Here is a 25,047-nt window from a genome sequence, read left to right as displayed (position 1 = left end):
CAGAATTGAAGAAACAGGGAAACCACCATGAAATTCCTACACAAACTGGTGCTGTCGATGGCAGCGGTGCTCGCCATCACCGTGATTCCGACAGTCGGCTTTTCCGAGGACATCGACATCTACGTGGGTGGCACCACCGGAGGTGCACCCAACCTGCTGTTCGTGTTTGACAACTCGGCTGCGTTCGAGGCGTCTGCCGCCAATACCTGCAAGTACCTCGATGACGGTACGGCGCCATCGCTGGGCAACTCGGTCGGTGGTATTCAGCAGTGCGCGTTCTACAACATCGTTTATGGACTCAAGGACGACTCCGTCAACCTCGGCTTGATGATCTTCAACTCCAACGGCATGCGGGATCGGTACGGTGAGTACTGCAATGCCAACATCGGGGGTTGCCTGGCCCAACCTTTGACAGCGGTCAACGCATCGACCAAGACCGATCTCCTCAAATGGATCCGATCGTGGTGCACCAGCGGCTGCAGCGCCAGTGGTTACAACATCAAATCCAACACGGCGCGCACCGGCCAGGCCATGCAGGAGTCGTGGGCCTATTACGCGGGTCAGACTGGCATGTCCGGTCGAAAATATGCGGGCGTCGCGCCTGGTTGCCAGCGAAACTTTGTGGTCTTCATTGGCAACGCAACCGGCGCCAACGACAAGCCTGGCGACGGCGGCAACCCGCCGCACATCAGCACGTTGGCGGCTGCACCGGGCATCACCGACGCGCTCAAGAAAAACATCGTCATACCAGAGACGTCCTACGGAACGAGCACATTTTCCTGCGGCATTTACAAGGCCGGCACGCACAACGAAGGTTCGGGGCTGTATGCCGACGAATGGGCTCGCTACATGTTCCAGACGGACCTCTACTCCGGCTTCGATGAAAAGCAAGGCATCACGTCCTACACCGTCGGCTTCATGGGGCCACAGTGCACGCCAGACTACCCGGCCCTGCTGACCAGCACGGCCAAGGTGGGTGGCGGCAAGTACTTTCCCACCACCGACTACACGCAGCTCAAAGCCGCGTTTGACGCGATCCTGACCGAAGTGCAGGCGGTCAACAGTGTGTTCTCGTCGGCCAGCCTGCCGGTGAGCGTGAATGCGCAAGGCACTTTTGAAAACCAGATTTTCCTGGGCATGTTCCGCCCGGACGGCGACGGTGATCCGCGCTGGGTGGGCAACCTCAAACAATTCCAGTTCATTCTGGACTATCCGGATCCCACAAAACCAGACCCCAACAAGGCTACGTTGAAGCTCGGTGATGCGCTGGGTAACGAAGCACTCAGTGCCTCTGGCACGGGCTTCATCTCACCCTCGGCGGTCAGCTTCTGGACCAAGCTCGATGCTGCCCCTGGTTTCTTCGTGAATGACCCCAAGGGCGCTGGCGGCGCGTTTGACTACCCGGACGGTGAATTCGTGGAGAAGGGCGGTGCAGCGCAGGTGATGCGTAACAAGAGCTTGACTTCCACGAACTATTCGGCGACGGCGTCCGGTCCCCGCAAGCTCTACACCTACTGTCCCGCCATTCCCGGTATCACTGCCGCCTTGTGCCCGGCTTCTGCTTCAAGCGACCTGACAGCGTCCGTCAATGCATTCTCGGCTGGCAATGCTCTGATCACCGACTCGGTGCTCGGCGTTGGACTGCTTGCCGGCGACACGGTGATCAACTGGCTGGCGGGCCAGGACAACAAAGCGCTTGATGAAGCCGGTCCTGGCACCCCGGTCACGGTCAGGCCTTCTGTGCATGGCGACGTGATCCACTCGCGGCCAGTGGTGATCAACTATGGCGACACGCGCGGCACGGTGGTGTTCTACGGAGCCAACGACGGTGTCTACCGTGCCGTCAACGGCAGCCAGACCCAAGCCATTGGCACCACACCTCCGGGTGGTGAACTGTGGGGGCTGGTGGCACCCGAGCATTTCAAGAAGATCAATCGACTGCGTGAAAACGATCCCGACCTCAAGTTCTCCACGGCAGGAGCGGCGACGTCCAAACCGAAGGACTATTTCTTCGATGGCTCGACCGGTCTCTACCAGACGCTCAAAGCAGACGGTCGGACCACCAACGAGGCCATCCTTTATGTCACGATGCGGCGCGGTGGCCGGTCGATGTACGCGATCGACGTGGCCGATCCGGTGGCTCCCAAAGTTCTGTGGCACATCAGCAATGAAAATGCGGCGTTTGGTGAACTGGGTGAAACCTGGTCCCGCCCGCGACTGGCCCTGACCAACCTCCCATTCAGCGCTACCGGTGGCAGCGCCACACTCTCCCGCCCGGTGCTGGTGTTCGGCGGCGGCTACTCCGGTGGTTACGACGCCAGCGGCAATCCGCTGGGTGAAGACGCAGAGCCGCCAAAGGCCAACACCATGGGCCGTGGTATCTATGTGGTCAACGCATTGACGGGTGCGCGCATCTGGAGCGCCCAGAAGAGCTGCGGCACTCTGAGCAACTGCAAAGAAGTGTCCAACATGAACTGGTCCTTCCCAGCCGACCTCAGCTTCGTTGACCGCAACAACGATGGTCGTGTCGACCGGCTTTACGCCGCCGACACGGGTGGCAATGTCTGGCGTGTCGACATCAACGATGCTGACACCACGAAGTGGGAGGTCACCAAGCTCGCGGCATTGGGTTGTGATGCCGGTGTGTGCGCCAGCGGCACCACGCCGCGCAAGTTCTTCTTCCCCCCATCGGTGATCTCGGTGGGTGCCACGGGCGCAGCAGGATCGTTCGATGCCGTACTGCTGGGTTCAGGCGATCGTGAACACCCGCTGCAGGCGGTTTCGGACACGTCATCCTCCCTGTTCGTCAGGAACCGCTTCTACATGCTCGCGGACACGGCGACAGGCATGAGTGTGGCGACCAAGGCGGCCGCTGCACCCGCGCTGCCGATGACCGAGGCGGCATTGGATTCGCTGGCGACGGCTTCTTCTCGCTACACCCGCGATACGTCCGACGGCGGTTTTTACTTCACCTTCAGCACGGGTGAGAAAGTGGTGAACGCGCCAACGACTGTGCGCGGAACGACCTATTTCGGTACCAACCGGCCCACAGCGGCAAGTTCCAGTTCTTGCAGCTCCAACCTGGGCCTTGCGCGAGGCTATGCGCTTGATCCTTTCACTGGTGCGCTCAGCTCCCTGGTGTATGACGGCGGTGGTTTGCCCCCTTCCCCAACGTCGGGTCTTGTCACGATCACCATTCCCCCAACCGAACCAGGCAAAGATCCAACCTCTGTCACCAAGCTGTTCTGCATTGGTTGTGCGGGTGGGGACCCCAACAAGCCTTCAGGTGATCGCACTGATGACGGACCTGGATCGAAGGGGGGCGGCGAAGGCAGCGATGGGGCTGATTGCCGCTCGGCCGTGGGTAACTGCCCGCCAGTGAAGAGCGTGCAAAAGAATCCGCGGCGCACATACTGGTTCGTGCGGTAGCGTCTCAAGGCCACGTTGAAAGAAACAGGGGCAAGGACTTCATCAGTCCTTGCCCCTTTTCAGTGGACGGCCTATCGCCGAACTTCGTCCACCAGAGCTCGGAACTCGTCGATGTCCTCGAAGCTTCGGTACACGCTGGCAAAGCGCACATAGGCGACCTTGTCGAGCTTCTTGAGTTCTCGCATCACCATCTCGCCCAGGCGGTTGGCTGCCACCTCCCGGTTACCCAGGTTGAGCAACTTCTCTTCGATGCGTTCAATGGCGGCATCGACCTGCTCCGTGCTCACCGGGCGTTTGCGCAATGCCAGGGCGAAGGAGGCACGCAGCTTGTCGGGTGCGTACTCCACCCTGCGCCCGTCCTTCTTCACCACCGCCGGAAAGCTCACCTCTGGCCGCTCGTAGGTGGTGAAGCGCTTCTCGCATTGCCCGCATTGGCGCCGACGCCGGATGAAGTCCGCGTCTTCCGATACCCGGGTCTCGACAACCTGGGTTTCAAGGTGACCGCAGAAAGGGCATTTCATCGGGTCGGACTCAGAGATGTCAGCGGTAAACGGGGAAGCGTGCGGTCAGGGCATTGACCTTGGCGCGAACCGCTTCGATGTTGGCGGGGTCGCGCGGGTTGTCGAGTACATCGGCGATCAGGTTGGCAGTAATGCGTGCCTCGTCATCCTTGAATCCACGTGTGGTCATGGCTGGGGTGCCGATGCGCACGCCGCTGGTGACCATGGGTTTTTCTGGATCGTTGGGGATGGCATTCTTGTTGATCGTCATGTGTGCGCTGCCCAGCACGGCCTCAGCCTCTTTGCCGGTGATGCCCTTGGCGCGCAAGTCGACCAGCATGACGTGGCTTTCGGTCCGCCCACTGATGATGCGCAGGCCGCGCGACGTCAGTGTTTCTGCAACGATCCGGGCATTGGTCAGCACTTGTTGCTGATAGACCTTGAATTCGGGCGCCAGTGCTTCCTTGAAGGCCACCGCCTTGGCAGCAATCACGTGCATCAGTGGGCCGCCTTGCAGTCCAGGGAAGATGGCGCTGTTGATGGCCTTCTCGTGTTGCGCCTTCATCAGGATGATGCCGCCGCGTGGGCCGCGCAAGCTCTTGTGGGTGGTAGACGTGACCACGTCGGCGTGGGGCACCGGGTTCGGGTAGATGCCGGCCGCGATCAGGCCGGCGTAATGAGCCATGTCGACCATGAAGATCGCGCCCACGTCTTTGGCCACTTTGGCGAAGCGCTCGAAATCGATTCGCAGGCTGTAGGCCGACGCGCCAGCAATGATGAGCTTGGGCTTTGTCTCGTGAGCCTTGCGCTCCATGGCGTCGTAATCGATTTCTTCCTTGTCGTTGAGACCATAGGAGACGACGTTGAACCACTTGCCGCTCATGTTGAGCGCCATGCCGTGGGTGAGGTGACCGCCTTCGGCCAGGCTCATGCCCATGATGGTGTCGCCGGGTTTGAGGAAGGCGAGGAACACGGCCTCGTTGGCCGAGGCGCCACAGTGGGGCTGCACGTTGGCCGCATCGGCGCCAAAGATCTGTTTGACGCGGTCGATGGCCAGTTGCTCGGCGATGTCGACGAACTCGCAGCCGCCGTAGTAGCGCTTGCCGGGGTAGCCCTCGGCGTATTTGTTGGTGAGCTGCGTGCCCTGAGCGGCCATCACCGCGGGCGAAGCGTAGTTCTCGCTGGCGATCAGCTCGATGTGATGTTCCTGACGGGCGTTTTCAGCTTGAATGGCTGCGAACAGCTCAGGGTCGGTTTGCTCGATGAGAATGTTGCGGTCGAACATGGCAGTCCTTCTAGAGGTGAATCCTTGTGCATTGACAAGGGCTGCCCAGGCGAACGGCTGAACACCCTCGCTGCATCAGCTGGGGTGGCACGCTTCCCAGTGGTTGTCCCGGCCGCAGATCGAAGTTTTGTGTGATCGGGCAGGGGGGCCACGTCAGCGGCAGACCTCCCGGATCGGATCCGTGGGTTGCGCGCCTATCGCCAGTTGCGTACTCGACGAGTTTAGCCCAGGGCCATGGTACTGACTGCCCGACGTCGGAAAACCCGGGCGATCAGGATTGCGCGAGGGGTGTGGTCTGCGGCGTGGCGGCAGGAGCTGCCGGACCCGCCTCGATTTCGGTGCCGGGTGCGATGACTGGAGCAGGTGTCAGGGCAGGCGCCACCACATTGGTGGGGCGAGCCTGAGGAACGTAGCGCTGCAGCGGCTTGCCCAGGGCCACGCTCTGGATGCGCATGTGCTCGGACATCACCTTGTCGATGTACCAGCCGCCATCGCTGGTGACCGCACCGGCATAGAGGCGCAGGCCACCTTCAACCGAGCCGGCGCGCTTGATGCAGTCCTGCAGCACCCGCACACCCACGCGCAAGTTTGAAACCGGATCAAAAGCGGCCAGCTGTCCGCCGAAGTCTTCGTACTTGTCGGTGTGCACGCGGGTCAGCACCTGCATGAGGCCCTGCGCACCCACCGGGCTCTGCGCGAATGGGTTGAAGCGAGATTCCACGGCCATCACGGCCAGGATCAGCGTCGGATCCAGCTTGGCTTTCTCGCCGATCTCGAACGCTTCGGCCACCAAAGCGCCGAGCGGTTCGGGGGCCACGCGGTACTTGCGACTGAGCCAGTAGGTCACGTTGGCTTGCTGCTTGGGCAGGTCTCCGGGATGCGCCGCAGTCACGCGGTCAATGGCTGACGGCTCCACGGCGATCAAGGCTTCCTCCAGGGTGGCCTCCTGGCGTTGAAGCAGCCAGCCCAGCAGTTGCTGTTCGGCGCTCTGGCGCAAGTCGGCCCGGGCGCTCAGCACAATCAGGCCGACGGCGAACAGGGTGCCCAGCAGGGCCACGCTGTTGTGCGTGATGTCGAGAAAGCCACGGTAGGTGTCACCCAGCGTGGACTTGAGGGCTGCCACGACACCTGAGGTGCTCTTGTGTGGCGCAGTCGTGAAGGTTGTCATGTTGTCGCTCCGTTCATGGCCGTGGTCGATGTTTGGGTCGGTTCGGCTGAGTGAGGTCGCCGCTGAAGGCTGGACAAATGGGTCTGGCGATCAACTTAGCCTGGGAGGGCAGCGTTCGGGGTTTACCCTCGGCGGGCAAAGTTGGCGGATGTTAGGGGGTTATAAATACCCAGTCAATGTTTAAGATGATGTTCAAAGCTACTTTTGGTTATGAACAATCCGTTGCAATTGACCGTTCAAGCGGCTCTCTAGCAGGAAAGCCAGTGTCTGCAGGCCTTTTGACCGGACGGCGTTGCATTTGCCGCTTGTCGGCTGGCGCCTGCCTTTCATGTCGCAAAACAGGGTTTCGAGCCTCCCGAATAGGCTTCCAAGCCGTGATTGAAAAGCTTCATGGGCGATCCGACCGACTTGCCTTGCTGTCGACGAGGCCCGGGAGTACGCTTGGCGTGCCAGTCGTGATGACCGGCATCAGCCGACCCAGCGGTGCAGCCGCATGACGGCCCCCAACGGGAGCAATCTGTTGCTTCCAGGCTGGAGAGACATCAAACTCCCTCCGCCAAAACAGATGGCATGAGCATCAAGCCCGCCATCAACCCCGGCAGACCTCGTCTGCCGGGGTTTCTTGTTTCTGGGGCTCCATTGACGTGATGTCGTGCAACCGGGTACGAGTTCGGAGACACTGGCGCGATGCCACCCGTCCACCGCCTGCGCCCATGACCAACAGCCGTTTCGTTTCTTTGTCCAACCCGTGGATCAGGCGTCTGGCCTGGACTGTTCTGGGTGTGGTGGTGTTGTGGCTGGTCACCTGGCTGGCGGTGCCCGCGCTCCTGAAATGGCAGCTGCAAAAGCAGGCCAGTCTTGCCTTGGGTCGCAGCGTGACGGTGCAAAGGGTGGACTTCCGGCCTTGGTCGCTGGAGCTGTCGGTCGAGGGTTTGCGCATGGCCACCGCCCAGGGTGATGGTGAGCAGATGTCGGTGGGCAGGCTCTATCTGAACGCGGAGTTGCAGTCGATCCTGCGGCTGGCGCCCGTGATCGATGCCTTGAAGATCGAGCAACCGCATGTGGCCTTGCGCCACCTGGGTGGCGGGCATTACGACGTGGACGACATCGTGCAGCGCCTGCGTGTGCCGCCATCCGAACCCTCAAGTGAGCCGGCACGGTTTGCGCTGTTCAACATCGAGCTGGCCGGTGGCGAGCTCACCTTGGTGGACGACACCGTGGGCGTGACCCACCAGTTGCGCAGCCTGGCTCTGAGCGTGCCGTTTCTCAGCAACCTGGCTTCACGCCGCGATGTGGTGACCAAACCGCATCTGGCTTTCGAGCTCAATGGCAGCGCCTTTGATTCGCGTGCGGCCACTACCCCGTTCGCGGCCGACCACGAAACCGACGCCAGCCTGGTGATTCCCGCACTTGATCTGGCCCCCTATTTGCCTTACTGGCCCTCAGCCTGGTCCGTCAAGCCCGAGGCCGGGGTGCTGAATCTGGACCTGAAACTGTCCTTTGTGCAGCGCGACGTGCCGCAGGTGTCGCTCTCGGGCGATGTTGCGCTGTCGGGCCTGAAGCTGGTGGAGCGTGTGGCGGGCGGCAGCGCAGAGGGCGTATTGTCCTGGGAGCGCCTGGGCGTGAAGCTCAATTTGGTCGAGCCGCTGGCGCGCCGGGTTGATCTGGCGGCCATCGAATGGAAGGCCCCGAGCCTGACCGTTTCCCGCGATCCCCAGGGGCAGCTCAGCCTGGCACGGCTGGCCCGTGGCTTCACACCTGCAGCGTCCCAGGCGCCAGCAAGTGCCCCGGTGCCAGCCGCCGCAGCCGTGCCATGGGACATCCGGTTGGCCCGGTTTGATCTGGATGGCGGTCGTGTTCAATGGCGCGACGATGCGGTGAAGCCGACGGCCGAGATGGCGCTGGAGGCCTTGCGCGTGCAAACCAGCGGACTGAGCTGGCCGGTGCGCGCGCCGATGCCTTTCGAGGTGTCGGCGCTGCTCGACCAGTCCACCATTGGCGTCAAGGGCACCGCCACCGATTCGCTTGTACAAGCGGAGCTGTCTCTGGGAGACATTCCGCTGGAGCGTTTCGCTCCTTATATATCCAGCGCACTCAAACCCGCCTTGCAGGGGCGGCTGGGCGCCGAGGGACGAATCGAATGGCAAGCTGCTCAGGGCGATCGGCCCATGGGGCTGCAGCTGTTGGCCACCCGGATCGACCTCAACGAGCTCAAACTTGGACCGATCCGGCAACCCCTGGCCAGCTTGAAGCGCCTGCTGCTGGAAGACCTGCGGGTGGATCTGGTCCAGCGCAGCGCCGACGTGGGCAGCCTGACCCTCACCCAGCCCCGATTGCGTGTGCAGCGCGAGGCCAATGGCGCCTGGATGTTTGAGCCCTGGCTGGTGCCGGCGGGCCCCAAAGCTGAAAAAGCTCCCTCTGAGCCGGCCGGGAAGGACACCCCTTGGCGTGTGGGTCTGGCCGCGTTTCAGCTCACTGGAGGGGGCGTCGGCTTTGTGGACCGCCTGCCCACACGACCGGTGACGCTGGACATCTCCGGTTTGGAACTGGACCTCAAAGGCCTTCGGCCGCTGGACGCCGACCAGAAAGACATGGCGTTGTCGGTCAAGGCGCGGGTGGGCGCTGGTCCGTCCAGCCAGGTGGCGCACGGTCAACTGTCGCTCGGCGGGTCCCTGCGGCTACCAGCCCCTGGCGCTTCGGGTGGGGAAGGCATGCGGCTGGACGCGCGCGTCCAGGTCGAGCGATTGCCCGCACACGCGCTGGAGCCGTACTTCGCCGACCGCCTCAACCTCGATCTGCTGCGCGCCGACGCCAGCTACCGGGGCTCGGTGAAAGCCAGCCTGCCCGGCGGCGCCCTGGCGCTTAACCTGCAAGGTGACGCCGCGCTGGACGACCTGAGCGCCAACACCTTGTCGCCCGCCGAAGACCTGCTGGCCTGGAAGTCGCTGCAGGTGCGCGGCCTGCAGCTCGTCCTGGCCCCGGGGCAGGCCACCCAGGTGGCGGTGCGCGAGACGGTGCTCAGCGACTATTTCGCCCGCGTGATCATCGACGAGGCTGGCAAGATCAACCTGCAAGGCTTGGTGAAGTCGCCCGGCGAGGCGCCCAGTGCCGAGGCGGCGCCCCCTCAGCCCACTGGTGCCGCCAGTGGCCCCACGCCCGACATCCGCCTGGGTCCTATCAGTCTGGTCAATGGCCGCGTGCTGTTCTCCGACCGCTTCATCAAGCCCAACTACACCGCCAACCTGAGCGAGCTCACCGGCAGCCTGGGGGCTTTCTCCAACGCAAAACCGGCAGGTGCCGCTCCTGAGCTTGCCGCCTTGTCCCTGCGCGGGCGAGCGGAGGGCACGGCCGCGCTCGAGATCGACGGCCAGCTCAATCCACTGGCCAAGCCGCTGGCGCTCGACATCAAGGGCCGCGTGCGCAACCTGGAGCTGCCGCCGCTGTCCCCTTACACCGTGAAGTACGCGGGCTACGGCATCGAGCGCGGCAAGCTCAGCGTGGACGTGGCCTACAAGATCGACCCCGATGGACAGCTCGTTGCGCGCAACCAGATCGTGCTCAACCAGCTCAGCTTTGGTGACCGCGTGGCCGGCAGCGAGGCGCCCAACCTGCCGGTGAAGCTGGCGGTGGCGCTCCTGGCCGACCGCAACGGTGTGATCGATATCAACCTGCCCGTGAGCGGTTCGATCAACGACCCCCAGTTCCGTCTGGCGCCGATCATCTTCAAGCTCATCTTCAACCTGATCGGCAAGGCGATCACGGCACCGTTTTCGCTCATTGCCAGTGCGTTCGGCGGTGGTGCCGAGTCGCCCAGCCAGGTGGAGTTTGCCCCTGGCAGCGCAGCCTTGACGCCTGAGAACCAGCAGCGGCTGGAATCGGTCGCCAAGGCGCTGGCTGATCGGCCAGCGCTGCAAATCACGGTGGTGGGCCACAGCGATCTGGAGACCGAGCGCAGTGGCTACCAGCGCAGCCGCCTCAATGAGCGCGTGCTGGCCGAGAAGCGCCGCGTGCTGGCGCGCGATGGCAAGCCGATCCCGGACGCGCTGGCGGTGTCTGTCGAGGAATATCCCGCGCTGCTCAAAGAGGTGTATCGGCGTGCCGACATTCCCAAGCCGCGCAACCTGATCGGCCTGGCGAAGGACCTCCCGCAGGCCGAGATGGAAGCCTTGCTGCTGGCCTCGATACCGGTCACGTCCGACGCTTTGCGCGATCTCGCAGTGGCACGTGGGCAGGCGGTGAAGGACTTCCTGGCCAGCCGCTCACTGCCAGAAGACCGCATGTTTCTGGGCGCGCCGCAGCTGGCCCGCCAGGGCGATGGCTGGCGGCCACAAGCCGAACTGCGTCTGGCTCCGCGCTGATCGGGCCTCCCGCCAAGGCCCGATCAGCCTGGACGGTGGCGCGCGCGCGAACAGCGGCGACAATACGCGTTTGCCGCGTCGCTCTGGCGCTGCCTCCGTCTTGATTGAACTGACACCTCCATGTCGCTGTTTTCCCTGCGCAAGTCTTCCTCATCCCCTCAAGTTTCTCCACCTGCCGTGAACACGCCCACCTCCCCCAAATCCGCTGCCGCCGCGGCCCACCCCCTGGACGCTGTGACCGGTGGAGCGTTTTCCGCGCCCACGTCGGGCGAACGCGCTGCGCGCATCCGCGAGTGGCTGGCCACCGAGCCGGGCCTGGAGCAGATGAACGAGGTTTACAAGGAGCTTTCCAACCGCGACCGCGGCGCGGCCAAACCGCTGAAGGAAAAGCTCGACGAACAAAAACGCCTGAAGTCGCAGGAGCAGATGGCGGTGGAGTGGGCGCAAAAGGCTCAGGCCTTGCTGGACCACTCGCGCCTGAACCTGGCCGACGCGCTGGCCTGGCAGCGCGATGCCGCGCGTGCGGGCGCGCCGCTCTCGCGCGAGCCGCTGGCCACGCTGCGCCAGTCGCTGGCCGAGCGCGTCAAAGCCATTGAAGACCTGCAACACCGCGTGCAGGTGGAGCGCGAGGCCGCCGTGTTGATCGCACAACGCATTGAAGTGCTCTCCACCAAGACCTGGCGCGAAGCCCAGCACAGCGCCCAGACGCTGCGGGCCGACGTGGCCCAGTGGCAGGAGCAGGCCAGCGGCCTGGCGCAAGACGCGCAATGGGCCAGCGTGGACGTGAAGTTCCCACCCATGCTCGATGCGTCGCGCAAGCAGCTGCAACTGGTGTGGGATGCGTTCGAAGGCGCGCTGGCCCAGGCCGTGGCCGCCGACGCCGATGCACAAGCCCCGCTGCCCGCCGTGCCCGTGTGGGCCGACGAGCTGCGCGTGGCGCGCGGTGGTGAAGCAGCCCCCGTGGTCGAGAAGCCCGCCGTGGACACACAAGCGCAACAGGAGCGCCGGGCCCGCGTGACCACCGAACTCGGTCACGCACTGGACGTGCTGGAGCGTGAACTCGCCGAAGGCCACGGCAAGGCCACGCCCAAGGCTGCGGCCGACGTGCGCGCGATCCTCAAGTCCAACGGCCGTTTTGTGAGCGCCGCACTCGACGCGCGCGCCCACGCAGCGCTGAGCCAGGCCGGTGAACTCGAAGGCTGGCAGCGCTGGCGCGCCGACCAGTTGCGTGAAGAGCTCGTGGCCAAGGCCGAAGCCTTGTTGCAAGCGCCCGAAGGCCAGCGCCTGGGTGGCCGCAAGATGCAGGAAACCCTGCGCGGCCTGCGCGACCAGTGGAAAACCACCGACCAGGGCGGCCAGCCCAACCACGCGCTGTGGAAACGGTTTGACGAAGCCTGCACCGAAGCCCACAAGCTGGTGGAAGCCTGGCTGGTGCAGGTGCGCCAGCAGGCCGATGCCCACAAGGCTCAGCGCCTGGCCATCATTGCCGAACTCAAGGCCTGGACCGAAGCCCACGCCGGCAACACCGACTGGAAAGCCCAGGTGCGTGCGCTGCACACGTTCTCGGAGCGCTGGCGCGAAGCCGGTCACATGAGCGAGAAGGCGTTTGCAGAAATGCAGCCGCAGTGGAAAGACGCCATGCACGCGGCCCACGCCGGCCTGGAGGCCGCGCAAGCCGAAAGCACGGCGCGCCGCAAAGCGTTGATCGAAGAAGCCACCGCGCTGGGTGCTGCGCCCATGCTGCGCATCGACGCGGTGAAAGCGCTTCAACAGCGCTGGCAAGCCGAAGCCCACGCTGTGCCGTTGGAGCGCAAGCACGAGCAGAAGTTGTGGGAGGCGTTCCGCCAGCCCATCGATGAAGCTTTCAACCGCAAGACCACCGAGCGTGAGAAAGCGGCGACCTCGCTCAACGCGCATGACCAACGCGTGCTCGATGCGTCGCGCGCGCTGGAGCAGGCGAGCGCCAGCGGTGACGCGCAGCGCATCCGCGCGGCCATGCAAGAACTCGAGTCGGCGCTGGCCGGTCGGCCAGCTGCGGTCGAGCCTGCGCCCGCGCCTGCCGTGGTTGCCGCGCCGAGCGAGCCTGCTGCAACGTCTCAAGAGCCCGTGGCCGACACGGCAGAAGACGCTGGTGCCTCCGATGAAGCCGAAGTCGCTGACGTGGCCGCTCCAGTCGAACCTGTGGCGCCCGCCAAGCCCGCTGCGCCGCCCAAGAAGCTGGTGGCCATGCGTGGCGACGACCGTCCCGGCATGAAGAAATCCGAGCCGGCTGGTCGCGATGCGCGCGGTGGCCGTCCCGATGGCCGCCGTGACGGTGGCGCCGGTCGCCCCGATGCACGCGGCCCGCGTGATGCCCGAGCCCCGGGTGCGGCAGCACCCTGGCGCGACGAACGCGAACAACGCGGCCCGCGCCTGGGCGATGCGGCGTTTCGAGCGCAACGCCAGGCCATCGAATCGGCCGAAGCCAGCCTGCGCAAGCTCGCGGCACAGGCTCACGGTGAGGTGCTCACGCAGCTCATGACCGCTTGGGAGCGGCGCGACGCCGAGCAGATGCCCTCGGCGCAGGCGCTGGGTTCGCGCGTGAGCGCGGCCAGTCGCAGCGCTTGGTTGGCCGCTTTGTCCAAACCAGCCGGTGCCTTGCCGGGTGAAACCTTGCTGCGCCTGGAGATGGCCTCCGAAGTGCCCACGCCGGCTGAGCACCTGAGCGAGCGCCGCATGCTGCAGCTGCAGCTGCTCACGCGCCGTCACGCGGCGGCACCGAACGAGACCTGGGTCGAAGACGTGGCGGGCGTGCTCGCGTCGCCGTTTGATGCGTCAGCGGCGCGCCGGCTTCAGACGGTGTTGAAGGTGTTGCTCAAACGCTGAACAGGATCGGCGTCCACCCGAAGCGCCTCCGGCGCCTCCCCCGGGGGTGGCAAACACCTGCGGCCCGGCAAAGCCGGTTCCGCGGTGTTCTGTGCGGCTCAAGCGCGCGAGCCCGGTCGAAAGAACCCGTCGTACAGCACCACCAGCGCCGGAAACTCGTGCGCGAAGCGCTCGCGGCTCACGAAGTAGGCCTCGCAGGTGACGGCGAAAAACTCGGCGGGGTCTTTGGCCGCGTAGTCGTCCAGCCAGGGGCGCTCGGCGCCGAAGCGTTCGGCCATGGCCACCGCTTCGCGAAACGCATCAAACGCGTGCTGCATCGTTTCGCGCCACAAGCGCCTCGCGTCCGACGCGCTGCGCGTACCCAGGAAGCTTTTGGGCAAGGGCGGTGCGCCGTCGGGATGCTCGCCGAGCGAAATGCCTCGCATGTCCATCTTGTGCACGAACTCGTGGATCACGACGTTGCTGCCGCTCTCGGCAGCCATGCTGGCGTGGGCGACTTCCTCCCAGCTCAACATCAACGGACCGCGGTCCATCGCTTCGCCAGCCAGCACTTCATCAAAGTGGTGCACCACGCCTGCACCGTCGGTGGTCTTGCGCCGCGCCACCACGGCACCGGGCTGCACCACGATGCCGACAAAGTCACCGTACCAGTCGAGCAGCTTGAGCGGATCACGAACCGCTTCACCCGAGGTGGCGTGCATGTGCAGCAGCGGCAGGCAGGCCTGCGCTGCGATGGCCAATGCCATCGCATCGGTGAGTACCAGCCCGTTGGCGCCGTGGAACTCCTTCTCCGCCAGGAAGTGGGTGCACAACAGGCGCAGGCGGTCTTGCTCGGCGCTGTCCAGCGCCGAAAGAAAAGGGTGGTTGGCCAGGGTGGCCAGCCACAGCACGTCGGGCACAGGCGTGGGCTGGCGCAGCGAGCGTGGCAGCAGACGCTGGAGCAGGCCGATCATGCTGGCATGAGGGACGTGCGGCGCAGGCCCAGGGCATCGAGATGCAGCACCTCGGCACGCGGCGGTCTTGCGGCAGCATCCCAGTCGCTGAGCACCACGCGCTGCAGGCCTTCACCCAGTGCGTGGTCGGCCGGGCGGTGGGTGTGGCCGTGGATGAGGGTGTGGGCACCCGCGACCTGCAGCGCGGCGCGTGCCGCGTCGGTGTCCACGTCGGCCCACAGGCTGGGGTCGCCTGCGGTGCTGCGTTTGAGAGCCTCGCTCTGCTCGCGCAAGCCCCGGGCGATGGCCGTTCGTTCGCTCAAGGGGCGGTCCAGAAACGCGCGCTGCCACGCGGGTTGGCGGACCTGCTCGCGAAAACGCATGTAGTCGGTGTCGGCCAGGCACAGCGCGTCACCGTGGCTGAGCAGCCATTGCTGACCGAGGAAATCGAGTGCGGTCGGGTCGTTCAAGGCTTGCATGCCGCAGGCCTTGAGGCCTTCAGTGCCCAGCAGAAAGTCGCGGTTGCCGGCCATGAAGTAGACCGGGGTGTGCAGACTGAAAGCCTGGAGCGCATCGGCACACGCACGCCAGAACATCTGGTCGGGGGATGCGATCGAGTCGAGTACGTCGTCACCCACCCACACTTCGAACAGATCACCCAGGATGAAGAGGGCGTCAGCCCGTTCAGGCTGGGGGCGCTGCAGAAATGCGCGCCAGACCTCGAAGGTCTGTGGCTCGCCCGGCTGCAGGTGCAGGTCTGAAATGAATTCGACCGCTTGCCAGTGCGCGGGTGCGCGCAACAGGGCAGAGCGGTCGAGGGTGGGTGCGGACATGAGACCAGGGGCTGCCAGGGGCCATGCCCCCGGGGTCACAGAGCGACGGCTTTTTCGATCACCACGTCGTCCTTGGGCACGTCATCGTGGAAGCCCTTGCGGCCGGTGGGCAGGCCTTCGATCTTTTTGACGATCTCGGCGCCCGAAACCACCTTGCCAAACACGGCGTAGCCCCAGCCCTGCGCGCTGGGCGCGGTGTGGTTGAGGAATCCGTTGTTGGAGACGTTGATGAAGAACTGCGCGGTGGCGGAGTGCGGGTCGCTGGTGCGCGCCATGGCCAGGGTGTAGGTGTCGTTCTTCAGGCCGTTGTTGGCTTCGTTGGCGATGGGAGCGTCGGTGGGTTTCTGCGTCATGCCGGGCTCGAAGCCGCCGCCTTGCACCATGAAACCGGGGATGACGCGGTGGAACACGGTGTTGTTGTAGTGGCCCTTGTTCACATAGGCCAGGAAGTTGGCGGCCGACAGGGGCGCTTTGTCAGCGTCGAGTTCGATCGTGATGACACCGTGACCGGTGATGTGCAGTTCGACTTGGGGGTTGGCCATGGTCATTTCTCCAGGGTGGCTTTGAGGATGGTGATGGGGGTTTTGGGCACGTCGGTGGGAAACGGACCGCCGGAGCCGGTCGGGGTTTCCTTGATCTTGTTGACCACGTCCATGCCCGAGACAACTTTGCCGAACACGGTGTAACCATAGAGCTCGCCAGCATTGAGCAGGCTTGCACGCGGCACGTCCTTGTAGACCTTGCCGCGGTATTCGAACTGGGGCACCGGGTCGCCCGGCGGAATCGGTGTGGGGTCGAGGAAGGCGTTGTCCTGGACGTTGATGAAGAACTGCGACGAGGCAGACTGCGGGTCGTTGGTGCGGGCCATGGCCACCGTGCCGATGGTGTTGCGCGGGCCGCCGCGCTGCAGCGCAGCCTGGCCTTCGTGCGCCACGGGCGCGCGGGTGGCCTTTTGTTTGTAGGCGGCGTCAAAGCCACCACCCTGCACCATGAAATTGCTGATCACGCGGTGGAACACCGTGCCGTCGTAGTGCTTGTCTTTCACGTACTGCAGGAAGTTCTCGACCGTCTTGGGGGCCTTGTCGGGGTAGAGCTCGAGCACGATGTCGCCCATGGACGTGGTGAACTTCACGCGCGGAGCGGCTTCCTGCGCCTGGGCGGGCAGCCAGGCCAGGGAGGCCGCCACGGCCAGCGCAGCGAGCGCTCCACGGCGCAGCGGGTTGTGGGCTTGCAGGGTCATCAGAGGGTTCCTTCGAAAAAGATGGTCCAGCGATCGCTTTCGCGTATCCAGTACTGGCGCTTGGTCACACCACGGCTCTGGCCGGCAGCGACCTCGCCGAATGTGACGACACGGGTGTCGTCGGTGTCGCTCCAGCGCAGCACCGACAAGTCCTTGATGGCCAGCTCACGCGGGCCGGTGCTGCGCAACTCGCTTTCCACCCGGGGCCACCATTGAGCCAGATCGCGCCCCTGGTTCAAAAAGCGGCTGGAATAAAACCCTTTGAGCTCGGCCAGATTGCCTTCGCTGCGGCTGCGGCGCCAGGCCTCCAGCACGCTTTCGAACTGATCGCGGTCGCTGCTCAGTGCGTCGGGCTGTACCCACTGCAATTCGGGTGCGATGACCACAGGTGTGGTGCGGATCTGCACGGTGGCCAGCACGCGCTCCAGGTCCGGGTTGGACAGCACCACACATCCGTCCGAGGCCTGTGGCGCGCGCACGAACTGTTCGCTGGGTGTGCCGTGCAGCCAGATGCCGCTGCCGGTCTTGCCGCGCTGCACGTCGAGGGGATTGGGGTAGTTGATGGGCAGGGCACCCACGCCGTAGAGGTCGGGCAGATCGGCGGGGTTCAGGCTGCTGGTGATGTAGTAAATGCCCAGCGGCGTGCGCTTGTCACCCTCGATGGTTTTTTCAATGCCGGACAGGCCCACTGAAATGTAGAAATCGCCGACCAGCCGCAGCCTGGGCTGGCGGTCGCCATCGGGGTTGGAGCGCGCCGGGTTGAGGTTTTCAAACAAGTACAGGCGCGAGCGCGATGCGTCGATGGCAATGGCGTGCCGGCTTTGGGGTGCGAGCGTGAGGAACTGGGTGGGAATGCTGCCTTCGGGAGGCCGCTCGGTGAGCGCCCGCAGGCGGCGGCGCGATTCTTCGCGCAGCGTGGACAGCTGCAGGCTGGCAGCCAGGGCCTTGGTGTCGGGCACATCGCCGAGCTGGCGCACGGGCCGTGCCTGCAGGCTCAGCAGATCGCCATGCACCAGGTGGGCCAGCTGGAAGTTGGGGTGGTCCCTGACCAGTTTGTCAGCCAGCGCGAGCGCTTCACGGTGCTGACCCTGGCTGATGAGTTGGTAGATGCCGATCAGTCGCGCTTCGGCCTGCCCCAGCATCGGCTTGACCGCATCGAGCCGGTCGGCGGTGAGGCTGGTGGTTTCCAGGCCCGATGGGGTGGCCGGCACCTGGCTGCGCGCCACATCCTGAACGCGCGCCACGGCCTGGGTGAGCAGCGAAGGCTCGGGGGTGTCGAGGGAAACGCTGGCGCTTGGGCGGTTGGGCAGCGTGGCGTCGGGTCGGCTGGCGTTGATGAGCACAAAAAGCAGCACGCCGCCCACCAGCGCGCCCAGCACCCAGGCGGTGCGTCGGCTCATGCCCAGTCCCTGCCCCGGCAGTCCCGCGGGCACGCTGGCATGACCGCGTTGACCCATCCTCCGACCGGCCATCAAGAGCCCGTGGATTCGCGCAAGATCAGCCAGCGGTTGCCGCTCTTGACCATGTCGAGCGTCTTGCGGCTGGTGACGTTGAGGGTGTCGGAGGTGTAGTCCTGGCGGAATCGGGCCGTGGCCTTGTCGCCATTGATCGTGACCTCCAGGTTGTTCACACCCACCCCGATGCGGGTGCGGGGTTCGATGCGGGCGCGACGATCAGATTCCCAGGCCTTGCGGGCCTGACCGCCGGGTGGCGCGAAGCTGCTGGCGTACGCGCCGAGGTAGCCGTTCATATCCTTGGAGGACCATGCGCCGGCCCATGCGCGCACGGCGGCCTCGACTTCGCGCTGGGCATCGGGCGTCATCGCGGGCGCCGTCGGTGCTGCGGCAGGGGCTGGCGAGGGGCTGGCGGGCTTGGTGACCGCTGCCACTGGCGCAGCGCTGGCCGGTTTGGGTGCGGCCGAAACACTGGCCGGCGCTGCAGCCACGGTCCCTGGGCGGGTGTCGGCGGCAAACAGGTTGCGGATCAGGCTGAGCTTGGGTGCCACGCCGGGGTTGGTGCCGTCGAGCTGCAGCGCCTTGCTGTAGGCCTGGCTGGCGAGCTTGGCGTACACATCACCCAGGTTTTCGTGGGCGGTGGCGTAGCTCGGGTTGGTGCGGATCGCCATCTCCAACGCGGCGCGTGCCTTGTCGAACTGGCTCTGGCCCGCGTAGAGCACGGCGAGGTTGTTGTAGGGCTCGGGCAACTCTGGGAAATCTTCGGTGAGTTTGCTGAAGGTGGCGATCGCATCCTGCGTCTTGCCGCTCTCGGTGAGGATCACGCCCTTGAGGAAGCGCATCTGCGGATCGCGTGCCTTGCCCACCAGGTACTGGTCGGCCTTGGCCAGGGCTTCGGCCAGCTGGCCGCTTCGCAACAGGCGGTTGACCTCGGCGTAGTCCTCGGTCTGTGCCAGCGCCATCGATGTGCCCAGGCCCATGGCGACAACCACCGCCAGACAACGCAGGCGCGAAGCCATACCGGAGCGGGCCACGAGAGAGGAGGCACCACGCAAGGTGGCTTGAAGATTCACAGGGTGGGACATGGGACCTCGGAGAGCGAACCTGGGCCACCGCAACACGGTTGGATCCAGCGACACGTTGATCGAAGGCCCGACGTTGCATGGCACGCAGCATCGGGCTGGATATACTGGCGCATTGTATCTGAGGGGTCTGTTTCTCATGGCCGATCCAGACCGCCAGCAGCACCCCGCGTGGCCTGTGTGACACAGGTCTGCCGCACCAGCTGCCGCGTCAGGTTTTTCACCCCGTTTCGCCGCGCTGAACCCGTGCCCGCTTTCCCGACATGACCTTGAAAATCCACAACACGCTCACGCGCCGCCTGGAGGACTTCCAGCCGATCGAACCCGGTCATGTGCGCATGTACGTCTGCGGCATGACGATCTACGACCTGTGCCACATCGGTCACGCCCGCATGATGATGGCGTTTGACGTGATTCAACGCTGGCTCAAGGTGAGCGGTTACCGCGTGACCTACGTGCGCAACATCACCGACATCGACGACAAGATCATCAAGCGCGCGGTCGAGCGGGGAATCACCTTGCGCGCCCTCACCGACGAGATGACGGCCGCCATGCACCAGGACATCGCGGTGCTCGGCATCGAGCCGCCGAGCCTGGAGCCGCGCGCCACGGAGTACGTGCCGCAGATGCTGTCGCTGATCGACACGTTGCAGCAAAAAGGCCTGGCCTACCAGGCCGACAACGGCGACGTGAACTACGCGGTGCGCAAATTTGAAGGCTACGGCAAGCTCTCGGGCAAGTCGCTCGACGACTTGCGCGCGGGCGAACGCGTGGCTGTTGCCAGCGACAAGAACGATCCGCTGGACTTCGTGCTCTGGAAATCCGCCAAACCCGATGAGCCGGTCGAAGCGCAGTGGGCGAGTGCCTACGGTGCAGGGCGCCCCGGTTGGCATATCGAGTGCTCGGCCATGAGCTGCGCCACGCTGGGCGAAACATTTGACATCCATGGCGGCGGTGCCGACTTGCAGTTTCCCCATCACGAAAACGAGATCGCCCAGAGCGAAGGCGCCACCGGCCAGCCGCTGGCGCGCTTCTGGGTGCACAACGGTTTCGTGCGCGTGGACAACGAGAAGATGTCCAAGAGCCTGGGCAATTTCTTCACCATCCGCGAGGTGTTGGCCAAGTACGACCCCGAGACGGTGCGCTTCTTCATCTTGCGCGCGCACTACCGCAGCGCGCTCAACTACAGCGACGTGCACCTGGACGACGCTCGCGGCGCGCTCAAGCGCCTGTACACCGCGTTGTCGCTGGTGCCGGCTGCGCCCGTGGCTGCGATCGACTGGAGCCAGCCGTTTGCGCAGCGCTTCCGTGCTGCCATGGACGAGGACTTCGGCACGCCCGAGGCGGTGGCCGTGCTGTTCGATCTGGCCGGTGAGGTCAACCGTGGCAAAGACCCGGCGACGGCAGGCTTGTTGAAAGCACTGGCTGGCACGCTGGGTTTGCTGCAAGGCGATCCGGATGCCTATCTCCAGGGTGGTGGATCGAAATCCGACGATGACCGGGAGATCGTGGCCATGATCGCGTTGCGCAACGAGGCCAAGCAGGCCAAAGATTTCACCGAGGCTGATCGCATCCGCAAGACCTTGCTGGAGCAGGGCATCGTTCTCAAGGACAGCCCCACCGGCACCACCTGGGAACGCGCCTGATGGCCACCTCCGTGTTGCCCGACGTGGGGCCTGACGCGCCCGACTACTGGTTGGAGGCTTGCCGCCACCTCATGAAGCGCGATCGTGTGATGAAGAAGTTGATCCCGCAACACGGCGGCGTGAGCCTGCAGTCGCGCGGCGATGCCTTCGTCACGCTGGCACGCAGCATCGTGGGTCAGCAGATTTCGGTGAAGGCCGCGCAGTCGGTCTGGGACCGGTTTGCCGTGCTGCCCAAGAAAATGGTGCCCGCCCAGGTGCTCAAGCTCAAGGTTGACGACATGCGCGCGGCTGGCTTGTCGGCGCGCAAGGTCGAGTACCTCGTGGACCTTGCCCTGCATTTCGCCAACGACCAGGTGCACGTGAAATCGTGGGCAGACATGGACGACGAGGCCATCATTGCCGAGCTGGTGGCCATTCGCGGCATTGGCCGCTGGACGGCCGAGATGTTCCTCATCTTCCACCTGATGCGGCCCAACGTATTACCGCTGGACGACATTGGTCTGCAGAACGGCATCAGCCGCTGCTACTTTTCGGGGGAGCCCGTGAGCCGCAGCGAAATCCGCGAAGTGGCCAGCTCGTGGGCCCCTTTCAGCAGCGTCGCGACTTGGTATATTTGGCGCTCCCTCGACCCGGTCCCGGTCGCCTATTGAACCCGGCACGTCGTTGACGCAGTAGCCCGAAACATTCGGGCAACGGCCTGGTGCCCTGATGCATGTCGGGCACGGCGCCCCGCACCACAAGACCACAGGAGTCCACCTTGGCCAAAAAGAATTTTCTCGATTTCGAGCAGCCCATTGCCGAACTCGAAACCAAGATCGAGGAACTGCGTTACGTGCAGACGGAATCCGCGGTCGACATTTCCGAAGAAATCGAACAACTGGCGGGCAAGAGCCTGCAGCTCACCAAAGACATCTACAGCAGCCTCTCGCCCTGGCAGATCACCAAGATCGCGCGCCATGCCGACCGGCCCTACACGCTGGACTACGTGCGCGAGATCTTCACGCACTTCGTCGAACTGCACGGTGACCGCCATTTCTCCGACGACCTGAGCATCGTGGGCGGCCTGGCCCGCTTCAACGGCCAACCTTGCATGGTGCTGGGCCATCAGAAGGGCCGCGACACCAAAGAACGTGGCCTGCGCAACTTCGGCATGACCAAGCCCGAGGGCTACCGCAAGGCGCTGCGCCTGATGAAGCTGGCCGAAAAATTCCGCCTGCCGGTCTTCACCTTCGTGGACACGCCCGGTGCGTATCCCGGCATCGATGCAGAAGAGCGCGGCCAGTCCGAGGCCATCGGTCGCAACATCTTCGAGATGGCGCAGCTCGAAGTGCCCATCATTTCCACCATCATTGGTGAAGGTGGCTCAGGCGGCGCACTGGCCATTTCCGTGGCCGACCAGGTGCTCATGCTGCAGTACTCGGTGTACTCGGTGATCAGCCCCGAGGGCTGTGCCTCCATCCTCTGGAAAACCAGCGACCGCGCCAGCGACGCGGCCGATGCATTGGGCATCACCGCGCATCGCCTCAAGGCGTTGGGCCTGGTCGACAAGATCGTCAATGAGCCGGTGGGCGGCGCGCACCGTGACCACAAGCAGATGGCCGCGTTCCTCAAGCGCGCCTTGGGTGACGCGTGGCGCCAGGTGACCGACCTCAAGGTCAAGGAACTGGTGGACCGCCGCTACGCTCGCATCAACAGTTACGGCCGTTTCACCGACACCAAGGCCGACGCCAAGAGCGACAAGCGCTGACGTGACCCGCAGCACCGCAGCCGCCAACCCCTGCGAGCAGGCGTTGGCCCGATGGTGCGACCGCTGCGCTTCGAACTTGACCACTGTGGCGGTGGCCTACAGCGCCGGGGCCGACTCCACCGCCTTGCTGCTCGCCGCACACCGGCGCTGGCCTGCCCGGGTGGTGGCGCTGCATGTGCACCACGGCTTGCACGCCGCCGCTGACGGTTTTGAATCCCATGCGCGCCGTTTCTGCGGGCTGCATGGCATCGAGTTGCGGGTCGATCGGGTGAATGCCGCGCACGACGCGGGGCAGAGTCCGGAAGACGCTGCGCGCCTGGCGCGGTACGCCGCGTTGGCGAGCATGGCCCGGGACGCGGGCGCCGACGGAGTGCTGCTCGGACAACACGCCGACGACCAGGCCGAAACGCTGCTGCTGGCGCTGAGCCGGGGCGCGGGCCTGCCGGGGCTGGCCTCCATGCCTGAGTTTTTCGAGCGCGCGGGCATGCGCTTCGGCCGGCCCTTGCTCGACGTGCCGGCCAGCGAGCTGCGGGCGTGGTTGCTGGCACAAGGGCACGCCTTTGTGGACGATCCGACCAACACCGATGAGCGCTTCACCCGCAACCGCATCCGCGCCGTGCTCATGCCCGCGTGGGACGCCTGCTTCCCCGGCTTTCGGCCCATGCTCGCTCGCAGCGCCCGCCACGCCGCGCAAGCCCAGCGCCTGCTGGATGAGCTGGCGGCCTTCGATCTGGCGCACACGGGAATGCCGCCCAAGATCGCGCGTTTGCAGTCACTTTCGCGCGATCGCCAGGCCAACGCCGTGCGCTATTGGTTGCGCATCAGCGCCGCAGTGGCCCCCGCCACCGCTCAGCTGGACGAACTGCTCGATCAGATCTCGGCCTGCACCACGCGAGGCCATCGCATCCACATCAAGATGGGTCCGGGCCATGTGGCGCGCGAGGGCGAGCACCTGCAATACACCCCCACCCTATAATTGCGGGCTTTGCCCGGCGGCGCAGCCGGCGCTCCCAACCCAACCAATCCAACCCGATGGCCTTGATAGTTCACAAGTACGGCGGCACCTCCATGGGGTCGACCGAGCGCATCCGCAACGTCGCCAAACGCGTGGCCAAGTGGCACCGCGCGGGCCACCAGCTCGTGGTGGTTCCCAGCGCCATGAGCGGCGAGACCAACCGCCTTCTCGGCCTGGCCAAGGAACTCGCGCCAGCCAAGGCCACCAGTGCCTACAGCCGCGAACTCGACATGCTGGCCTCCACCGGCGAGCAGGCTTCTTCGGCCTTGCTGGCCATCGCGCTGCAGGCCGAGGGTCTGGAGTCGGTGAGCTACGCCGGCTGGCAAGTGCCGATCAAGACCAACAGCGCCTTCACCAAGGCCCGCATCGAGTCGATCGATGACGTGCGCATCCGCGCCGACCTGACGGCAGGCAAGGTCGTCATCGTCACCGGCTTCCAGGGTGTGGACCCCGAAGGTCACATCACCACGCTGGGCCGCGGTGGAAGCGACACTTCGGCCGTGGCCGTGGCCGCCGCGCTCAAGGCCGCCGAATGCCTGATCTACACCGATGTGGACGGCGTCTACACCACCGACCCGCGCGTGGTGCCGCAAGCCCGCCGCCTGGAGCGTGTGAGCTTTGAAGAGATGCTGGAGATGGCCAGCATGGGCAGCAAAGTGCTGCAGATCCGTTCGGTGGAATTCGCCGGCAAGTACAAGGTGCCCCTGCGCGTGCTCTCCAGCTTCACGCCATGGGACATCGACCTGAATGTTGAAGCCGCCTCCGGCACCCTGATCACTTTTGAGGAAGAAGAAACCATGGAACAAGCTGTCGTCTCAGGCATTGCGTTCAACCGCGACGAAGCCAAAATCTCCGTGCTCGGCGTGCCCGACACCCCCGGTATCGCTTACCAGATCCTGGGCGCGGTGGCCGACGCGAACATCGAAGTCGACGTGATCATCCAGAACCTGAGCAAGGACGGAAAGACCGACTTCAGCTTCACGGTGCACCGCAACGAGTTCCAGAAAACGCTGGACCTGCTCAAGGCCAAGGTCGTGCCCGCGCTGGGTGCTGCCGAGGTGGTGGGTGATGCGCGCATCTGCAAGGTCAGCATCGTGGGCATCGGCATGCGCAGCCATGTGGGCGTGGCCAGTCGCATGTTCAAGTGCCTGAGCACCGAGGGCATCAACATCCAGATGATCTCGACCTCGGAGATCAAGACCTCGGTGGTGATCGACGAGAAATACATGGAACTCGCCGTGCGTTCGCTGCACCGCGAATTCGACCTCGATCAGACCGCCGACACCATCGCCGGCTGAAGCCTCTGCCCAGAGAGAAGGCCGGGTGACTTGAGGCATAATACGCAGCTTCCGGAGCGATGACCGAGTGGCCGAAGGTGCTCCCCTGCTAAGGGAGTATGGGGTGTAGAGCCTCATCGAGGGTTCGAATCCCTCTCGCTCCGCCAGACACCAAGCCCCACCGCCATTGGCTGTGGGGCTTTTTCACGTCCGGCC

Annotated in this window: 17 protein-coding genes and 1 tRNA gene; 9 read left to right on the top strand and 9 right to left on the bottom strand. The window is 64.8% G+C overall.

Annotated elements, in window-relative coordinates; translation table 11 throughout:
* Positions 1 to 57: 57 nt before the first annotated feature.
* Positions 58 to 3,429, top strand: coding sequence for a pilus assembly protein (locus F9Z44_RS13540; protein ID WP_159606961.1), 3,372 nt, complete (start codon positions 58 to 60; stop codon positions 3,427 to 3,429).
* A 71-nt stretch (positions 3,430 to 3,500) separates the two neighbouring features.
* On the opposite strand, the gene nrdR is transcribed toward F9Z44_RS13540, so the two are convergent.
* From nrdR to F9Z44_RS13525, 3 genes are all read right to left on the bottom strand, one after another.
* Positions 3,501 to 3,950, bottom strand: coding sequence for a transcriptional regulator NrdR (nrdR, locus tag F9Z44_RS13535; RefSeq protein WP_159606958.1), 450 nt, complete (start codon positions 3,948 to 3,950; stop codon positions 3,501 to 3,503).
* Positions 3,951 to 3,969: 19 nt separating this feature from the next.
* On the bottom strand, positions 3,970 to 5,214 hold the full coding sequence (glyA, locus tag F9Z44_RS13530) for a serine hydroxymethyltransferase (RefSeq protein WP_159606956.1): 1,245 nt from the start codon (positions 5,212 to 5,214) through the stop codon (positions 3,970 to 3,972).
* 271 nt (positions 5,215 to 5,485) lie between these two features.
* Positions 5,486 to 6,382 carry a lytic transglycosylase domain-containing protein gene (locus F9Z44_RS13525; RefSeq protein WP_159606954.1) on the bottom strand — a complete coding sequence of 299 codons (897 nt, stop codon included), beginning with the start codon at positions 6,380 to 6,382 and terminating at the stop codon, positions 5,486 to 5,488.
* A 713-nt stretch (positions 6,383 to 7,095) separates the two neighbouring features.
* Here F9Z44_RS13525 and F9Z44_RS13520 point away from each other — a divergent pair.
* Together F9Z44_RS13520 and F9Z44_RS13515 are read left to right on the top strand one after the other, a co-directional pair.
* Positions 7,096 to 10,740 carry a DUF748 domain-containing protein gene (locus tag F9Z44_RS13520; protein ID WP_236574129.1) on the top strand — a complete coding sequence of 1,215 codons (3,645 nt, stop codon included), beginning with the start codon at positions 7,096 to 7,098 and terminating at the stop codon, positions 10,738 to 10,740.
* A gap of 120 nt (positions 10,741 to 10,860) precedes the next feature.
* Positions 10,861 to 13,605, top strand: a complete 2,745-nt coding sequence (locus F9Z44_RS13515; RefSeq protein WP_159606950.1) for a DUF349 domain-containing protein — start codon at positions 10,861 to 10,863, stop codon at positions 13,603 to 13,605.
* A gap of 98 nt (positions 13,606 to 13,703) precedes the next feature.
* On the opposite strand, the gene F9Z44_RS13510 is transcribed toward F9Z44_RS13515, so the two are convergent.
* The 6 genes from F9Z44_RS13510 to F9Z44_RS13485 all read right to left on the bottom strand — a co-directional run bounded on the left by F9Z44_RS13510 (position 13,704) and on the right by F9Z44_RS13485 (position 19,149).
* Entirely contained in the window at positions 13,704 to 14,558 is an 855-nt protein-coding gene (locus F9Z44_RS13510; RefSeq protein ID WP_159606948.1) for a zinc-dependent peptidase, read from the bottom strand.
* Complete coding sequence (locus F9Z44_RS13505; protein WP_159606946.1) at positions 14,555 to 15,370, bottom strand: UDP-2,3-diacylglucosamine diphosphatase; 816 nt, start codon at positions 15,368 to 15,370, stop codon at positions 14,555 to 14,557. The genes F9Z44_RS13510 and F9Z44_RS13505 overlap by 4 nt, the downstream gene beginning before the upstream one ends.
* Before the next feature lie 35 nt (positions 15,371 to 15,405).
* A complete protein-coding gene (locus F9Z44_RS13500) occupies positions 15,406 to 15,912 on the bottom strand; it encodes a peptidylprolyl isomerase (RefSeq protein WP_159606944.1) in 507 nt (168 codons plus the stop codon).
* A 2-nt stretch (positions 15,913 to 15,914) separates the two neighbouring features.
* On the bottom strand, positions 15,915 to 16,610 hold the full coding sequence (locus F9Z44_RS13495) for a peptidylprolyl isomerase (protein ID WP_159606942.1): 696 nt from the start codon (positions 16,608 to 16,610) through the stop codon (positions 15,915 to 15,917).
* Positions 16,610 to 18,010 carry a L,D-transpeptidase family protein gene (locus F9Z44_RS13490; RefSeq protein WP_236574128.1) on the bottom strand — a complete coding sequence of 467 codons (1,401 nt, stop codon included), beginning with the start codon at positions 18,008 to 18,010 and terminating at the stop codon, positions 16,610 to 16,612. Before F9Z44_RS13490 ends, F9Z44_RS13495 begins: the two co-directional genes overlap by 1 nt.
* Positions 18,011 to 18,081: 71 nt before the next feature.
* A complete protein-coding gene (locus F9Z44_RS13485) occupies positions 18,082 to 19,149 on the bottom strand; it encodes a tetratricopeptide repeat protein (protein WP_442907196.1) in 1,068 nt (355 codons plus the stop codon).
* A gap of 260 nt (positions 19,150 to 19,409) precedes the next feature.
* Here F9Z44_RS13485 and cysS point away from each other — a divergent pair, with 260 nt between their 5' ends.
* The 6 genes from cysS to F9Z44_RS13455 all read left to right on the top strand — a co-directional run bounded on the left by cysS (position 19,410) and on the right by F9Z44_RS13455 (position 24,998).
* Complete coding sequence (gene cysS, locus F9Z44_RS13480) at positions 19,410 to 20,792, top strand: cysteine--tRNA ligase (RefSeq protein ID WP_159606940.1); 1,383 nt, start codon at positions 19,410 to 19,412, stop codon at positions 20,790 to 20,792.
* Positions 20,792 to 21,442, top strand: a complete 651-nt coding sequence (locus tag F9Z44_RS13475; RefSeq protein ID WP_159606938.1) for a DNA-3-methyladenine glycosylase family protein — start codon at positions 20,792 to 20,794, stop codon at positions 21,440 to 21,442. Before cysS ends, F9Z44_RS13475 begins: the two co-directional genes overlap by 1 nt.
* A gap of 107 nt (positions 21,443 to 21,549) precedes the next feature.
* Complete coding sequence (locus F9Z44_RS13470) at positions 21,550 to 22,539, top strand: acetyl-CoA carboxylase carboxyltransferase subunit alpha (protein ID WP_159606936.1); 990 nt, start codon at positions 21,550 to 21,552, stop codon at positions 22,537 to 22,539.
* A gap of 43 nt (positions 22,540 to 22,582) precedes the next feature.
* Complete coding sequence (gene tilS, locus F9Z44_RS13465) at positions 22,583 to 23,515, top strand: tRNA lysidine(34) synthetase TilS (protein WP_236574361.1); 933 nt, start codon at positions 22,583 to 22,585, stop codon at positions 23,513 to 23,515.
* Between the two features lie 56 nt (positions 23,516 to 23,571).
* Positions 23,572 to 24,852: an aspartate kinase gene (locus tag F9Z44_RS13460; protein WP_159606934.1), complete on the top strand. Its 1,281-nt coding sequence runs from the start codon at positions 23,572 to 23,574 to the stop codon at positions 24,850 to 24,852.
* Between the two features lie 53 nt (positions 24,853 to 24,905).
* Positions 24,906 to 24,998 (top strand) — tRNA-Ser (locus tag F9Z44_RS13455).
* Positions 24,999 to 25,047 lie beyond the last annotated feature (49 nt).

Source organism: Hydrogenophaga sp. PBL-H3 (assembly GCF_010104355.1).
GTDB lineage: Bacteria > Pseudomonadota > Gammaproteobacteria > Burkholderiales > Burkholderiaceae_C > Hydrogenophaga.
Note: the sequence above shows the minus strand (reverse complement) of the source record. Positions and strands in the feature narration are given on the sequence as shown.